The sequence below is a fragment of the Frankia sp. CcCS3 genome, assembly GCF_977927575.1.
Genome location: NZ_CDWRCL010000094.1, coordinates 1 through 14,540 on the forward strand (window position 1 = coordinate 1; position 14,540 = coordinate 14,540).

Annotated in this window: 13 protein-coding genes, 1 tRNA gene and 1 pseudogene; 6 read left to right on the top strand and 9 right to left on the bottom strand. The window is 70.6% G+C overall.

What is annotated here, in order from left to right:
• Window positions 1–60: 60 nt before the first annotated feature.
• Window positions 61–588 (top strand): annotated as a pseudogene (locus tag AC08OQ_RS10430) (recombinase family protein); the annotation flags it as partial.
• 673 nt (window positions 589–1,261) lie between these two features.
• Here the strand turns inward: AC08OQ_RS10430 and AC08OQ_RS10435 are convergent.
• Window positions 1,262–1,335: transfer RNA gene (locus AC08OQ_RS10435), tRNA-Ala, on the bottom strand.
• A 208-nt stretch (window positions 1,336–1,543) separates the two neighbouring features.
• Complete coding sequence (locus AC08OQ_RS10440; protein WP_476605098.1) at window positions 1,544–1,948, bottom strand: hypothetical protein; 405 nt, start codon at window positions 1,946–1,948, stop codon at window positions 1,544–1,546.
• A gap of 848 nt (window positions 1,949–2,796) precedes the next feature.
• Here AC08OQ_RS10440 and AC08OQ_RS10445 point away from each other — a divergent pair.
• Both AC08OQ_RS10445 and AC08OQ_RS10450 read left to right on the top strand, forming a co-directional pair.
• Window positions 2,797–4,125 carry a phosphoribosyltransferase family protein gene (locus AC08OQ_RS10445; RefSeq protein ID WP_476600434.1) on the top strand — a complete coding sequence of 443 codons (1,329 nt, stop codon included), beginning with the start codon at window positions 2,797–2,799 and terminating at the stop codon, window positions 4,123–4,125.
• Window positions 4,126–4,161: 36 nt separating this feature from the next.
• Window positions 4,162–4,374 (top strand): DUF1918 domain-containing protein, encoded by a 213-nt coding sequence (locus tag AC08OQ_RS10450; protein WP_462187797.1) that lies wholly within the window; start codon window positions 4,162–4,164, stop codon window positions 4,372–4,374.
• Between the two features lie 10 nt (window positions 4,375–4,384).
• Here the strand turns inward: AC08OQ_RS10450 and AC08OQ_RS10455 are convergent, their stop codons facing one another.
• The 3 genes from AC08OQ_RS10455 to AC08OQ_RS10465 all read right to left on the bottom strand — a co-directional run bounded on the left by AC08OQ_RS10455 (window position 4,385) and on the right by AC08OQ_RS10465 (window position 6,584).
• Window positions 4,385–5,116, bottom strand: a complete 732-nt coding sequence (locus tag AC08OQ_RS10455; protein WP_462187798.1) for an ABC transporter ATP-binding protein — start codon at window positions 5,114–5,116, stop codon at window positions 4,385–4,387.
• Between the two features lie 14 nt (window positions 5,117–5,130).
• On the bottom strand, window positions 5,131–5,967 hold the full coding sequence (locus AC08OQ_RS10460) for an ABC transporter permease (protein WP_476600437.1): 837 nt from the start codon (window positions 5,965–5,967) through the stop codon (window positions 5,131–5,133).
• 209 nt (window positions 5,968–6,176) lie between these two features.
• Window positions 6,177–6,584 carry a TOBE domain-containing protein gene (locus tag AC08OQ_RS10465; RefSeq protein ID WP_462187801.1) on the bottom strand — a complete coding sequence of 136 codons (408 nt, stop codon included), beginning with the start codon at window positions 6,582–6,584 and terminating at the stop codon, window positions 6,177–6,179.
• 350 nt (window positions 6,585–6,934) lie between these two features.
• Here AC08OQ_RS10465 and AC08OQ_RS10470 point away from each other — a divergent pair, with 350 nt between their 5' ends.
• Entirely contained in the window at window positions 6,935–7,330 is a 396-nt protein-coding gene (locus AC08OQ_RS10470; protein ID WP_462187802.1) for an NUDIX hydrolase, read from the top strand.
• 260 nt (window positions 7,331–7,590) lie between these two features.
• Window positions 7,591–8,157, top strand: a complete 567-nt coding sequence (locus AC08OQ_RS10475; protein WP_462202719.1) for a hypothetical protein — start codon at window positions 7,591–7,593, stop codon at window positions 8,155–8,157.
• A gap of 28 nt (window positions 8,158–8,185) precedes the next feature.
• Here the strand turns inward: AC08OQ_RS10475 and AC08OQ_RS10480 are convergent, their stop codons facing one another.
• Window positions 8,186–10,291, bottom strand: coding sequence for a hypothetical protein (locus AC08OQ_RS10480; RefSeq protein ID WP_476600440.1), 2,106 nt, complete (start codon window positions 10,289–10,291; stop codon window positions 8,186–8,188).
• Window positions 10,292–10,526: 235 nt separating this feature from the next.
• Window positions 10,527–11,285, bottom strand: a complete 759-nt coding sequence (locus tag AC08OQ_RS10485) for a TetR/AcrR family transcriptional regulator (RefSeq protein WP_476600442.1) — start codon at window positions 11,283–11,285, stop codon at window positions 10,527–10,529.
• A gap of 199 nt (window positions 11,286–11,484) precedes the next feature.
• Between AC08OQ_RS10485 and AC08OQ_RS10490 the strand changes: the two genes are divergently transcribed.
• Window positions 11,485–13,056: an MFS transporter gene (locus tag AC08OQ_RS10490; RefSeq protein WP_476600444.1), complete on the top strand. Its 1,572-nt coding sequence runs from the start codon at window positions 11,485–11,487 to the stop codon at window positions 13,054–13,056.
• 25 nt (window positions 13,057–13,081) lie between these two features.
• Here AC08OQ_RS10490 and AC08OQ_RS10495 read toward each other — a convergent pair whose 3' ends face one another.
• Window positions 13,082–13,960 (bottom strand): acyl-CoA thioesterase, encoded by an 879-nt coding sequence (locus AC08OQ_RS10495; RefSeq protein WP_476600446.1) that lies wholly within the window; start codon window positions 13,958–13,960, stop codon window positions 13,082–13,084.
• Window positions 13,961–14,350: 390 nt separating this feature from the next.
• Window positions 14,351–14,540: VOC family protein (locus AC08OQ_RS10500; protein ID WP_476612013.1), on the bottom strand; the 190-nt coding region annotated here is incomplete at its 5' end.

Sequence of the window (14,540 nt, forward strand, 5' to 3'; positions counted from 1 at the left end):
CAGAAGGCCAAGGCCGGCGGCACGCTCGGACTGGCGCCCTTGGGCTACCGAAACGTCCGCGTGACGGTAGACGGCCGGGAGGTCCGAACCATCGCGGTCGACCAGGACCGCGCACCACACATCGTCTGGATGTTCGAGGCCTACGCCAGCGGCGAGTACACCATGGCCCAGCTGGCGACCGCCCTTGAGTACCGGGGTTTGCGCATTCCGGCCACGCCCAAGCGCCCCACCCGCCCGGTCAGCGTCCAGCACGTCGACAAGATGCTCGCCAACCGCTACTACCTCGGCGAGGTCAAGTTCGAGGGCGTCTGGTACCCGGGGCGACACCCGGCGCTCATCACGTCCGCCGTCTTTGATCAAGTGCAGGCCATCAGGAAGGCGCGTAACGCCGCCCGGGAAAAGCCACAACACCATCCGCACTACCTCAAGGGCTCGGTGTACTGCGGTACCTGCCGAAGCCGGTTCGGGATCACCAACGCCACTAACCGGTGGGGCACGGTCTACCCGTACTTCTTCTGCATCGGCCGCGCCAAGCGGCGGCAGCCCTGCGACCAGCCCGCCGTCCTGATCGATGACCTTGAGACCTCGGTCGCCGACTGGTGGCGGCGAATCCAGCTGTCCGAGACCAAAATCACAGCTATCCGGAACCAGGTCATGACCGAGCTGGAGCGACACCAAGCCGACAGCCACCGCGAGCTCGCGCAGCAGGAGAAGCGCATTGCCGATCTTGAACGTGAACAGCTCAAGCTGCTCCAGGCGCACTACGCCGACGCCATCCCCGTGGATCTACTCAAGACCGAACAGGAACGTATCCAGCGGGAACTGGCCGGCGCCCGAGCGATCATAGAACGCTGCTCGACCGAGGCCAGCACCGTGCTGGCGGTCGTGGAGGAGGTTCTGTTGCTGTGCGCCAACGCGCATGAGCTGTACCTTGCCGCGCCGCCGGAGGTGCGGCGGGCGCTGAACCAGGCCGTATTCGCCCGCTTCTGGGTGGTACGCAACCAAGTTCACGGCGCCGACCTGACTGAACCGTTCGCTCACCTGCTGGCCCCGAACCAGCAGGACAAGACCATCGGTCAAGATTCCGAACCCGAGGATGCGGAGGTCCTACCCGACAGCATGCCGCCCGATGAAGGCCGTTCCGTTGAGATCACTGATCACACCCGCTGGCACGCAATCGAGCGGCCATATGGCCCGCTGCCCGGTGAGACAGCGAACCCCCGCCAGCTCACTGGCGGGGGTTCGAACATCAGTACTCGGGTGGAGGTGAGGGGACTCGAACCCCTGGCCTCCTCCGTGCGAGGGAGGCGCTCTACCAGGCTGAGCTACACCCCCTGGAAGCATCTGAAGCTTACAGGAACGCGTAGCCCATGTGACGACCACCCCGGTTCGGGTGGATCGCCGCCTCCGGCCGGCCGTCAGCTGATGCTGATGCCCTCCTTGCCCCGAGCCCTCGACCGGGCGGCCGGCACGGCGACCTCCCGGGCGAGATCTGGCTGGATGCGCTCTGACAGGGCGAGGCCGGACCGCGTGACGGTGGCCATCAACCGGTCGAACAGGGGGCTGCGGCGGCTGGCCGGAGCAGCCCCGCCTCATGGCCGCACCATCCCCACACGCGAGTGCCGTCGATGACAAGCTCCTGGTCCGGCTCGGTGCCCCGAGGGAAGGCCAGCCGAGCGTCGGTCGGAACATCCGCCGTGTCGAGCGGGTGGTGCGTCCACAGTTGCAGGGACTCCTCCGGGCACCACGCCTTGTCCCGGACGGCTATCTGCCATACCGCCCGTCCGGGCCGGTACAGGGCGAGCCGGATCGCCGTTCCCCGGCAACGGAACAGCAGACCGACCCCGTCGGGACGAACACCTCGTACCTCGACGGGTACCGGGGAGCTCCCCGGGCAGACGAGGTATCCCTCGCTCCGCAACCGGGCCATCCACGACTCGAAGGTCACAGCGAACGCTGCCTTCCTGATAGTTCTCGATAGCTACACAGTGATTGCGTGATGATTGCGTAGTAGTTGCGCGGGTCTGGGAAGTCCCAGCGGGGGATCGGCCGGTCGGGACCGGACCAGCCGCCAAGGCCCGGACCAGCCCGGCTGACCCTGGCGGCACGGCCACAGGTGACCGGGGCGGGTAGCGGGCTGGCACGCGACGGGAGAAGACGGAGACGGCGCGACCTAGCTCATCCGGCGGAGCGCACAGCTCAGCCGGTCATCCGGGAGCGCGCACGGAGCACTCCGGCGAACGACCCGGCCAGGGGCAGGACGGGAGTCCGGGAATACGGATGATCGACAGCTGCTTCACCCCGGGAGCAAAAAGATCACTCGTTCAGGTCTGGCACCGAGCCCCGAGGCCCCTCGCGCCCAGAACGGTCCCTGAGTTACAGGACCGGTGCGCTCGTCGCGCGTGCGGCGAGCCTCAGTGGACGCGAGGGCTGGGACAACACCGACAGCGCCCTGGACAACAGACCTCTCGCCACGCCCAGTGAGGGGCGGAGCCGGGCTGCCAACGGAGCGTCACACCTTTATTATGCACGGCATCCCGGCCGGGCGTCGGAGCGCAAGTGGCCGCCGGAGATCGGTTCAGGACCATGCGGACACGGTGATTCCGACTGTCCGGAGCGTCTCGACGATCTTTGCACCGCACGCCGCGGACCGTGTATCGCTCGGATCGGGGCAGGTGCCCCGGGACGGTGTGGGTCGGTATCCTGGCGACTAATCGGGGAACGACGACCACAGGACGATGTCCGGTCCGGACGGCGAGCACGAGGAGCCCGCCCGGCCGGCACGAGGAGGTTGTCGTGATCTTCGATAGTCGGGAGGAGGCCGGCCGGCAGCTCGGGCAGCGGCTGGCGCATCTACGCGGCCGTGACGTCGTTGTCGTCGGGCTGCCCCGCGGGGGCATTCCTGTCGCGTTCGAGGTGGCGCGGGCGCTGGAGGCCCCGCTGGATGTCATCCTCGTCCGCAAGCTCGGTGTCCCCTTCCAGCCTGAGCTCGCGATGGGTGCCATCGCCGAGGGTGGGGTGCGGGTCGTCAACGAGGAGGCCCGGCGGCTGGCTAACGTGGGGCTGGACGAGTTCGCCGCGGTTCAGGCGCGCGAGTTGGTGGAGCTTGATCGTCGGGCCCGGCGGTTCCGGAACGGCCGGCCGAGGATCCCGCTCGCCGGGCGGACGGTGGTCGTGGTGGACGACGGGATCGCGACCGGCTCGACGGCCTCTGCCGCGTGCCAGGTCGTGCGGGCCCAGGGAGCCACCCACGTGGTGCTGGCGACCCCCGTTGCCCCCCGTGACCGGATCGGCTGGCTGCGCCGGCAGGCAGACGAGGTGGTCTGCGTCCAGACGCCCGACGCCTTCTTCGGTATCGGCGAGTTCTACGCGGACTTCTCCCAGACACCGGACGAGGAGGTCGTCGACCTGCTGCGCCGGGCCGCGCTGACGATGCCGGTCGGCGGCGCGGTAGCCGACCCGTCCGGCGGCGATGTCGAGGTCGACATCCCCGTCGGTCGAGTTCGGCTCGCCGGTCGGCTCACCGTGCCCGACCAGTCCCGGGGAGTGGTCGTCTTCGCTCACGGCAGCGGCAGCAGCCGGCACAGCCCACGTAACCAGTTCGTGGCCCGCGACCTCAATGCCGCGGGGCTCGCGACCCTGCTGTTCGACCTGCTCACCCCGGACGAGGAGCGTGACCGGGCGAACGTGTTCGACATCGGGCTGCTTGCCCGGCGGCTGATCGACGTGACCGGTTGGCTGCGCGGCCAACCGGCGACGGCTGCCCTCCCCATTGGTTACTTCGGCGCCAGCACCGGTGCCGCCGCGGCGCTGCGGGCCGCCGCGGAAGGGGGGTTCCCCGTCGCGGCCGTCGTGTCGCGGGGCGGCCGACCGGACTTGGCCGCGGCGCAGCTGACCGCGGTACGCGTCCCGACGTTGCTCATCGTCGGTGCGCGGGACGATCTGGTCCTCGAGCTGAACCGGCAGGCCCAGGCCCGACTGCTGGGCTGCGAGAACCGGCTGGCGATCGTCCCGGGCGCCACGCACCTGTTCGCCGAGCCGGGTGCCCTGGAGCAGGCGGCCGCGCTTGCGCGTGACTGGTTCGTCGATCACCTGGCGTTGGCCGGCCATCCCGGTCGCGCCTGACCGGGTACTGACCTGACTTCCGCGCGACGCCGGGCGATGCGTGCCCACCCGGGCGACACTCTGGTGGTCCACCGTCACACCACCCGGCAGCCGGACCGACTCGGCGAGGTCTTCGAGGTGCGCTCGGCGGCGGGGGATCCGCCGTTTGCGGTCCGCTGGTCCGACACGGGGCACGTCAGCTTCGTCTACCCGGGTCCGGATGCCGAGATCCGTCACCGCGGCGAGGAGGCACGCAGCGGGGCCGGCTGAGCAGCCCGGATCAGTCCTGGTCGACGACCCGCCCCGCATCGAGGGCGAGGGTGCGGTCGGCGAGAACCTCGGCGTCCGTGGGATCGTGCGTGACGATGAGCACCGGAGCCGCCAGTGTCGGTAGCACATTGTGCAGGAAGGACCTGACCTCGCGGCGGGTCGCGGTGTCGAGCGCGGCGAGCGGTTCGTCGAGCAGCAGCAGTCCGGGCCCCGGCGCCAGCGCCCGCGCGAGCGCCACCCGTTGCCCCTGGCCGCCGGACAGGGCATCCGGTCGCCGGTCGCCGAGATGGCCGATCCCGAACCGTTCCAGCCAGGTGTCCGCGGACGCCCGGGCGTGCCGCCGGCCCTGGCCGAGGCGGGCCCGCAGGCCGAAGGCGATGTTGTCGCGGGCCCGCAGGTGTGGGAACAGCAGGTAGTCCTGGAAGACCATGCCGACCGGCCGCTGTTCGGACGGGACGAAACGGTGCTCGGCCGGGTCGTCGAGAACCTCGCCGCCGAGGGTGATCCGGCCCTCGTCGAGCGGGAGGAGGCCGGCCAGGGCCCGCAGCAGCGTGCTCTTGCCCGCCCCGCTGCGGCCGAGGACGGCGACCGTCTCCCCCCGTGCCACGCTGACCTTGACGTCGAGCACGAACTGGCCCTGTCGCACTGTCATCAGCGCGCTGAGCCCGGCTGACGCCGGATCCAGGCCGGGGGCGGGGGCGGGGGGCGCCGCCCCCGCCGAATCTCCGGGGACGGTGTTCACGGGATGCCCCGCGTTCACGGGATGCCCCGCTCGAGCGCCTTCGGGGCGGCGTCACGCGTTCCCCGGTTGCGTAAAATCCGCCGGGCGCCGGGGAACCAGCGGCCCCGCAGTGCCACCAGAACTCCGACGCAGACCGCGAGCAGTACGAGTGACAGCGCGATGGCTGTGTCCGAGTCCGTCTCCAGCGCCAGGTAGACCGCGAGCGGCGTGGTCCGGGTGGTCCCGGGGAAGTTGCCGGCGAACGTGATCGTGGCCCCGAACTCGCCGAGGGCGCGAGCCCAGCACAGCGCCGCGCCGGCGGCCACCGTCGGCGCCGTCATCGGCATGGTGACTCGGCGAAACGTCATCCACGGCCCGGCACCGAGGGTGGCGGCGGCGTCCTCGAACCGCCGATCGGCGCTGTTCAGCGCGCCCTCGACGGACACGACGAGGAACGGCATGGCCACGAAGATCTGCGCGATCACCACGCCGACGCTGGTGAACGGGATGGTGATGCCGAACCAGCCATCGAGGTACTGGCCGACGACGCCGCGCCGACCCAGCACCAGAAGCAGGGCCACGCCGCCGACCACTGGCGGCAGCACGAGCGGGAGGGTGACCAGGGCGCGCAACAGGGACCGGCCGGGAAAACGGGTGCGGGCCAGCAGCCAGGCCAGGGGGACACCGAACAGCAGCGACAGCGCGGTTGTGGCGGTGGCCGTCTCCACTGATAGGAGGAGGGCCTGCCGGACCGCGGTCTCGGTGAGCAGATCGGGCAGGGCGGACCAGGGGGCGCGGACGAGCAGGCCGACGAGCGGCAGGAGCAGGAACAGGCCAGCGATCCCGGCCGGCACCAGCAGCGCCCAGGACATCCGGCGGCGCGTTTCCCGGCGAACCGCGCGGCGCGGACGTCCGCCGGTCCGCGGGTCACCCGGCCGGGGTGCCCGATCGCGCAGGCTGAACCGGCCGTGCGAGCTGAACCGGCCGTGCGGGCCGACGGGCCGTTGCTCCGGCTGACCCCTTCGAAGAAGCGAACCGCCGCGGACCGACACGGCGGGCAGGCCCTTCTCGCTGATCGGGATCAACGACGCTCGGGTAGCTCGATGACGACGTTGGTCGACTTCACCGCGCCGACCGCGAGGACGCCGGCTTCCAGCCCGAGTTCGTCGGCGGCCTCCCGGCTCATGAGCGAGACCAGGCGATGCGGGCCGGCCTGGATCTCGACCTGGGCCATCACCGCGTCGCGCACCACGCGGGTGATAATGCCGGGGAAGCGGTTACGCGCGGATTCGGCGACGACCGGCGTCTGGGCGGCGGTCTGCTCGGTCGCCAGATCCTTGGCGAATCCGGCCAGGGTGCCGCCTTCGATCGCCCGGCGGCCGGCGTCGTCTAGGACGGTTGGCAGTCGGCCGCTGTCCGCCCACCGGCGGATGGTGTCGTCACTGACACCGAGCAGCGCGGCGGCCTCGCTGATCCGGAATCTCGGCATGGGGTGATCGTACCCGCATCTTCGGGAGAGCCGCGACGTATGATCCGAAATTACGGTGAAATTACATAAAAATATCCGCTCATGCGGGTCGGGTGGCGAGGTGGTCGGATTGACGGGACCGTGTCCTCGACCGACCCGATGCCGGCTGGATGACCGGTTGGCGCATCACGATCTGGTCCGGCGGGGCACGATGCAGAGGTTGCCCCTCTCGGCCCGACTCGCCATTCCTGCCCGACTCGCCACTCCTGGAGCACCCGTGACACCGCCCGCTTCCAAACCGACCGTCACCGCCACCACGTCCTACGGCGACCTGGTCGCCGGCCCCGTGCGGATCAACGCGCGCGCTGCTCGTGACGGGTGATCGGGTGCTGCTCGCCAACGAGCGTGGCCAGAAGTCGTTCCACTTGCCAGGAGGCTGGGTCGAGCCGGGAGAGACCGTGCAGACGGCGCTGCGCCGGCTGCTGAACGAGCAGGCCGGGATCGAACTGGACTACCTGACGTTCGTGGGCGGTATCCAGAACATCTCGATCGAACGCGGTGAGCGGATGGGGGTGCTCGACGTCGTCTTCGCCGCTGACCGATCGTGGGGCGCCGACTTCGGGAGCAGGCTGAATGATCTCGATATCGTCTCGGTGTCCCTTGGGAGCCTGCTCGACCTGGAACTAAGGCCCGCCGACCTGCGCCGACTGGTCCCCGGCTGGCTCACCAACACCCGTCCGGCCTGGTACGAGTCGGCCAGCCGCTGACCGTAGGCGCGCATCCTCGCATTCGCACGGTTGACCTCATCTCGACTTCAGGTTCTAGCGCCCGCACGCCCGCATGCCCGCACGCCCGCGGGTCGGAATGCGGCCGGATGAAGGAGTCAGGCGACCCGCGCCACAGCCCCGTGACAGGCCCGATCCGGTGACGAACCACCCTGGCCCCGGATCCCTTGGGTACATTCGCCCGGTGTTCTCTCGACGCCGACCCTGGCCGTCGCGGTCCGCATCGGGCGCTGCATCGCGCGATGGTTACCGCTGTTTCCGTCGTCACCGCCGGACGGGGTGACAACGGCATGGTCGTCATCGGGGTGACGGGCCACCGGGGGCTTTCCGACGGACAGGCCGAATACACGGCCGGCGAGATGCGCCGGGTGCTAGCGCCTCTCGCCGCGGCCGGGTTGACCGGGATCAGCTGCCTGGCCGAGGGAGCGGACACTATCTTCGCCGACGTGGTCCTCGAACTTGGGGGCCGGCTCATCGTCATGATACCCGCGGCCGGTTACCGGGACTTTCAACCCGCTGCGCATCGGCGCGACTACGATCGGCTGCTCGGCCGCGCCACCGAGATACGCAGCCAGGACCGGGCGAAGCCCGATCTGCCCAGCCTGATGTCGGCGAGCCGCCTTCTGGTCGACGCATCCGACCAGGTCCTCGCGGTGTGGGACGGTCTGCCGGCGTGTGGCTTCGGGGGTACGGCGGACGTCGTCTCCTACGCGCGCTGGCGACGCAAACCCCTCCAGATCATCTGGCCCGACGGTGCCGTGCGGGCGGGGGTGACCTCCGTCGCCGGTTCGGGCGAACGACAGCGGTAACCGTCAGAGGCCGCCGCGGGGCTGGGGACTACCGCGGGGCCAACGTCACGACGTCCACCTGCACCGGGGCGAGACTCCTCCTGGCCGGAGCCGGAGCCGGAGCCGTCGTGGCCGGTGGCCGGGTGGCGGCCGGCCGGGTCGGGGGCTTGGTCGCCGTGGACGTCACGGAAGCTCCGCTGGCGGTTGTTGCCGCGCGGGTGGTCCGGCCACCGGCGGCCGGGGTGCCGGTGGCCGGGGTCCTGGCCTCGATCGGCCCGGCAGCCACTCCTTCCGCCGCTGCGGACGGCTTGGTCGGCACCGGCGGGGCGGCGGCGAGAACGGGCGGCGCCTGGTGCGCCGGCGGGGAGGCCGCCGGCACCGGGCCGCCAGAGGAACGCCCCGGCGGCGCGGACCTGCCACCCGCCGCGAGGCGCAGGGTGTTCAGGGCGAAGTCCTCCGCCGCCAGGTCGTTCTGCTGTTCCTCTTTGGTCGGGCCGAGGACGGATCCGCCGCCGAGGGTGCTGGGCCCACCTGAGCCGGGTTCGTCCACGGCGGGTTCGTCCACGGCGGGGTTGCCTGACGCGGCGGGCCGGGGGGCGGCCGGTGCCCGCACGGCCGGGCGGCCCTCGCGGGATCCGGACCGGCCGCTGCTCGGAGTGTCCACGGTGCCGCCGTCGTCCGGCTGTGACTCGTGCAACGGAGCACGCGCACCCGTGGTCACGTCGTCGGGCGAGGAGTTGAGCCCCGCGGCGGTGGCTGCGGCCGCCACCGCTGCCACCGCAGCCACCGCGAATGCGGCGACCGGGCGCATCCGGGACCGGCGAGCGCGAACGAGCGGGTCCACCGGCAGGCGTTCTACCCGTGGCTCGGCTGCCCGCCTCGCTGATGTGGATCCCACCGATGCCGCTCGTCCGGCCTCCGCTCGTCCGGACTCCGGACGAGCGGAGGCCGGACGGCGGTCCGGGGGCGGGAGCTCCGGCGGTGGCAGTATCGGGAGTGGCGGCAGTGTCGGGAGCGGTGGCAGCGCCCGGGCGGCCATCGGGTCCGGGACACTCCGGGTGGGGCTCGGTGCCCGCCGACCGGTGCTGTGCCGCCCGCCCGTGGCCGTCCTGAGGGGAGCCCTTCCGAGGGGAGCCGTCCGGGTCAGTGGTCGAGGATCGGTAGGCTCAGGCCGCGGATCCGCGCCTGTCGTCGCGGCGCCCGCCCGCCCGCCGTGAGCCGTGGCGGCCTGTCGGCCACGGCCCCACGCCGCTCGGGTCGACTGCGGCTTCGATCTGGAGAGCAGCGCCAGCAGCTCGGCGGTGTCGGGCAGAGAGGCCCCGTCGGCCTGTCGCACACGGGCGAGCGCCCGCCGCACCCCCTGGCCGATGGGAGCCGTGTGCTCCGACCGGTCGGCGCGGCGTCGCCCGGCCCGGGCCGCGGGTTCGACGGACCCGCTGGGCTTTCCCGTCGCGGCCAGATCGACGATCCCGGCCCACGCGACGATGTCGGCGGCGGGGCCCTCCCAGCCACTCGCCGCGGGGCCGTAGCCATAGCCGGGCACGTAGCCGGGGCTGTTGGGGGGAGGCCGCAGGTGGCCGGAGCGCCCGGCGACGACGTGCGGCGTCCCTCCGGCCGAGCCGGCCGCGGGGGACAGCAGCAGTGGTCGCAGGGCCGCCGCGACACCCAGGTCGACCAGCCGCGGCCCGGTAACGGAGAGCACGATATCCGTTGCTGTCAGGTCGTCGAGTGCGCCGACCGTGCGGTGCGCCGCATCGATGGTCTCCAACAGGGTCCGGGCGAGGCGGTCGATCTCGTCCGAGGACAGCGGTCCGCGTTCGGTGAGCTCGCGGGCCAGGGTCGGGCCCCCGACGAACTCCGTGCCCACGTATGGCCGCTCGGCGTCGGGCGCGGCGTCGAGCACCCCGCAGGTGTGTGCCCCGGCCAGCACGCGAGCGCGGTTGATCGCCGCCGCGAACCGGGCCCGCATGTCCGCGCGCAGGGCGTCGCCCGGGTGCAGCGCGCGGATCGCGACCTGCGCGCCTCCGACAGCACGGCTCAGATAGACGATGCCGGTGATGCCGGCGTCCAGCCGACCGAGCAGCTGGTAGGGCCCGAGTGAGGTGGGCTCGCCCACGGCGAGCGGCGCGACGTGACGAGGTAGCCGAGCGGTCATGGTGATGATGCCCCGAATGCGGCTCGTGGACGGTCAGCGACGTTTATTCGCTCCGACGGTAGCTACTCCAGTCGTGTCCGTGAAGGCCGCTACGCATCCTTCTTCGCACTTCTTCGTATCCGCAGCGAATTCGGCATCCGCCGGACGCCGGCGGGCACCGGGCGCGAGCACAGTGATTATCGTCGGCGGAACATTGGTCGGCTATTTCCCGGCCAACCGATGATCGGCCAACCGATCATCGGTTGGCCGGGGGCTCCGGCGCGTACGCGACGGCGATTCCGTCGAGAAGCCATTTCAGCGCCTGCTCGAAGCGCGGCACCGTGTATCCGCAGCCGAGGGCGGCGAGGGCGCGCAGCCGTGGGTACTCCTTCTCGGCGGTCTGCGCGTCCTCGGTGGTCTGCGCGCGGTTGAGGACCTGGGCGTCAAGGACCTGGACGGAGAAAACCGGTCCCGCCATCGGGACACCGGGGCGATCCTGGGAGTCGGCCGCCGGAGGCCGTCGGCGGTCGAAATCCTCCCGGTCGCCGAGTTCGCGCAGCGTGCAGCCGACCACCAGATCATTAAGCGAGTGGATGATGCGCAGCTGGTCCTGCGGATCATCGGTGATCTTCGAGGCGACGGTCATGCACTGCTCGATGTGCCGCAGCTTGTTGGGACCGAAACCCCGGCGGATGCCGATCCGAAGGGCCCAGGGACGTTCCTGGAAGGACCGCCTCGCGCGCCGGGCGATCTGGGTGAGGCCGTCCCGCCAGTCCTCGGGAACCTCGTCCAGCAGATGCCCAGCCAGGAACGCGTCCCACATCAGGCCGGTCAGTTCGTCCTTGTCCCGGACGTGGTGGTAGAGCGTCATCGTCCCGACGCCCAGATGTGCGGCGATCCGCCGCATCGACACCGCCGTGAGCCCCTCCGCGTCGGCGATCTCCATCGCGGCCAGGGCCAGCCGTTCACCGCTCAGCGGCGTCCGGCATCCCGGTGGGGTGGACACCCGTCCCATCGGCTTCCCCTGGGATCGCCCCGGGGCCGCACTCGGCGGCGCCGCCATCGCCACTCACCTCCTGGCAGGACGCCTCCTGGCAGGACGCACAGGCTGCCGTTTTGGCGTTGGTACATCGTACGGCGTAGGGTTGGCTCACTGCTCGTACGGTGTACGAAGGCTGGAGTTGTATGAAGGCTGGGGTTGGAGGTATCGGGTGATGACAGGTTCGGATGAGGGCGGTTCGGACGAGGGTGGTGCCGTGGTCGGCAGGACCGCCGGTACCGGGGCGGGTGCCTCGCCGGGAGGTGGCGCACCGCCGGGCCGGGGGATTCCGGGCTGGGCCGTGCTGGCCGTCTGCTGCCTGGCCCAGTTCATGGTCGTTCTGGACATTTCGATCGTGAACGTCGCGCTGCCGTCGATGCAGACCGATCTCGGGATGACGGCGAGCGGCTTGCAGTGGGTGGTCAACGCCTACACGATCGCGTTCGCGGGTCTGCTGCTCTTCGGCGGCCGGGCGGCAGACCTGTTCGGTCGCCGCCGGGTGTTCGTGGCCGGGCTGGCGCTGTTCACCCTGGCGAGCCTCGGCGGTGGTTTTGCGCGGACCGAGGCGCAGCTCATCGTCGCCCGGGCCGTGCAGGGGCTGGGCGGGGCCGTGCTCGCCCCGGCGACGCTGACCCTGTTGATGACCTCCTTCGCCGAGGGGCAGGAGCGGACCCGGGCGTTGGGCGCGTGGGGCGCCACCGCGGCCAGCGGCGGGGCGCTCGGCGCGATCGTCGGCGGTGCGCTGACCGAGGTCGCGAACTGGCGGTGGGTGCTGTTCGTCAATGTGCCGATCGGGGTGGCGCTCCTCGTGGCCGCCCGGCTCGTGCTTGTCGAGTCGCGGGGCCAGTTGAGCCGGCTGCGTGATCTTGATATTCCCGGCACGGTGACCGTCACCGGGGGCCTGGTGCTGTCGGTCTACGGCATCGTCCGCACCGAGAGTTCCTCCTGGACGTCCCCGGTCACGCTCGGGATGCTGGCCGGGGCGGTAGTGCTCCTTGCCGCGTTCGTGGTCGTCGAGGTCACGACCCCCGCCCCGCTGGTGCCGCTGAGCATCTTCCGCTACCCCGGGCTCGCCGCAGCGAACGCGGTCGCCGCCTTCCTCGGCGCCGCGATGTTCACGATCCTCTTTTTCCTCACCCTCTTCCTCCAGCAGGCTCAGGGTTACAGCCCGCTGCGCACCGGGGTGGCCATGCTCCCGATACCACTTATGGTCATCGTTGCCTCGCGGATCGTCACCCGGATGATCGGGCGGCTCGGTCCGCGTCCGATCATCGTGTTCGGTCTCATGAGCGGAACGGCAGGTCTGCTCTGGCTGTCGACGATCACCCGGGACGGCTCGTACTGGGTGCACGTGTTCGGCCTGGTCCTGATCATCGGGTTGGGGGTGGGCCCTGTCATGGTCGCCGCGGCCACGGCGGGCGTGCCGATGTGCCTGGCGGGCCTCGCGTCTGGTTTGATCAACATCAGCCGCCAGATCGGCGCGGCGATCGGCCTCGCCGCGGTGTCGACGATCGCGACCAGGTATACCGACGGCCGTCTCAGGCACGGGGCCGCGCGGCTCGACGCGCTGGCCTCCGGCTACTCCCTCGGGCTGTTCATCGGCGGCTGCGTCCTCGCCGCCGGGATCCTGGCCGCGCTGCTGCTGCCCCGTGTCCGGCGGCCCGAGCCGGAGCCGGCCCTCGGCGCGGCGGAGAAGACCGCGTCCGGGGCCTCGGACGACGAGGACCAGGCACTCGCGGAGGTCTGATCCATCTCCATCAGCCGCGCGGACATCAGATCGTGGATCTGCGCAGCAGCCCGACGAGCTCACTGCCCGCGCGTAGCTCCCCGTCCGGGCCGAAGACCTCGACACGGCCGATCGTCCGGCTGTGGCCCGCGTGCAGGGTACGCACCCGGAACAGGTGCCAGTCCCGGACGTCCAGGTCGTCGTAGAAGGTCACATTCTGCGAGAGGACGGCGACTGCCAGGCGCCTGGTGGGGGTCAGGCCGGTGACGGCCAGCAGGTCGGACAGCGGCAGCAGTTCGCAGCTGTGCGCGATGAACGCCCTCCACAGGGACCGGTCCTCCGGCGCCCCGGGGATGCGCTGCCATTGGTCCAGCTGATGGGTGCCCGCCCGGGGAAGCACCCGAACCTCCCAGGGCATCATCGGACGGTCGAGGGGGCTGGCGTGCTCCGGGCCGAGGAAGTCGGACTCGGTGGAGCGCAGGCGCAGGAAGTCCGGCTCTGGGGAGCGGAGCATCACGTCCGCCCGGCAGATCTGCAACGAGTCTTGTCGGAAGGTCAGGGCCAGGGAGTCGATCGACCGCCCGTGGGCCAACCGCTCGACGTCGATCCAGACCGGTTGGCGGCAGTCGCCGGGGCGCATGAACACCGTCTGCAGGCTGTGCGTGATCTTACTGGGGGTCATACGCTCGGCGAGAACGATCTGCTGGCCGAGCAGCTGCGCCCCGAGGACGCCGCCGTGTGTGCTGAGCAGGCATCGGGCCGGCACCGGCGGAACATCCCCGCCGAGGTCGAGAACTGCCAGTAGTTCACTCAGAGTGCACTGGCCGGGCGCCGGCGCCCTATCGGCCCGATCCTGCGCGCCGGCCTGTTGCTCGGGGGTCTCACCAGCTCGTGCGCCCGTCGTCTCCGCGGATTGTGTACCCACAGTGCACCCTTCCCGCGGACGCTCGCCAGGTGCGAATGCCGCGGATATCCTCGCCGGACGCCCGCGCTGGACGCCCAGGTCGGGGGACCGTGACCGGTCGCTGCACTCTCTGCCGAATTGTCACACGTGGATCATGACTCCGCCCGGCGCGGAGCCTCGCGGCAAATATCGGCCTATTCGCCGCCGACTGCTGGTCACAGGGGACGTAATGAAGTAACAAATACGTGATCGAGAGCATCATCGCAGGTCACAGGCCTGTGGAGGGTTCGAAACGTGCAAGTTATTTCATTTCGACTCCACAGTGGCGCACGTCACATTCCATTGAGCCCGTATGGTAGATAAAGGTTGCTGCTTATCGGTTTGTCCGCCGATTTCGGACTGTTATCGATCTCAGACCGCTCTGGAATCTGCTTCGAATCCCCCGTAGGGGCGGGTGATGATCTCCATGCCGTGGCCGGCCGGGTCCAGGAAGTACAACCCCCGTCCGCCGTCATGATGATTGATCTCGCCCGGGTGCTTGCGGTGTGGATCCGCGTAGTAGGTGATCCCGGCCCGTTGGATCCGCTCGAACGTGGCTCTT

Excerpts from the sequence above, each read along its gene's own strand:
- AC08OQ_RS10450 (WP_462187797.1), top strand. The coding sequence starts at position 4,162 with ATGCGTGCCCACCCGGGCGACACTCTGGTGGTCCACCGTCACACCACC.
- AC08OQ_RS10460 (WP_476600437.1), bottom strand. The coding sequence starts at position 5,967 with ATGTCCTGGGCGCTGCTGGTGCCGGCCGGGATCGCTGGCCTGTTCCTG.
- AC08OQ_RS10465 (WP_462187801.1), bottom strand. The coding sequence starts at position 6,584 with ATGCCGAGATTCCGGATCAGCGAGGCCGCCGCGCTGCTCGGTGTCAGT.
- AC08OQ_RS10475 (WP_462202719.1), top strand. The coding sequence starts at position 7,591 with ATGGTTACCGCTGTTTCCGTCGTCACCGCCGGACGGGGTGACAACGGC.
- AC08OQ_RS10480 (WP_476600440.1), bottom strand. The coding sequence starts at position 10,291 with ATGACCGCTCGGCTACCTCGTCACGTCGCGCCGCTCGCCGTGGGCGAG.
- AC08OQ_RS10485 (WP_476600442.1), bottom strand. The coding sequence starts at position 11,285 with ATGGGACGGGTGTCCACCCCACCGGGATGCCGGACGCCGCTGAGCGGT.
- AC08OQ_RS10490 (WP_476600444.1), top strand. The coding sequence starts at position 11,485 with ATGACAGGTTCGGATGAGGGCGGTTCGGACGAGGGTGGTGCCGTGGTC.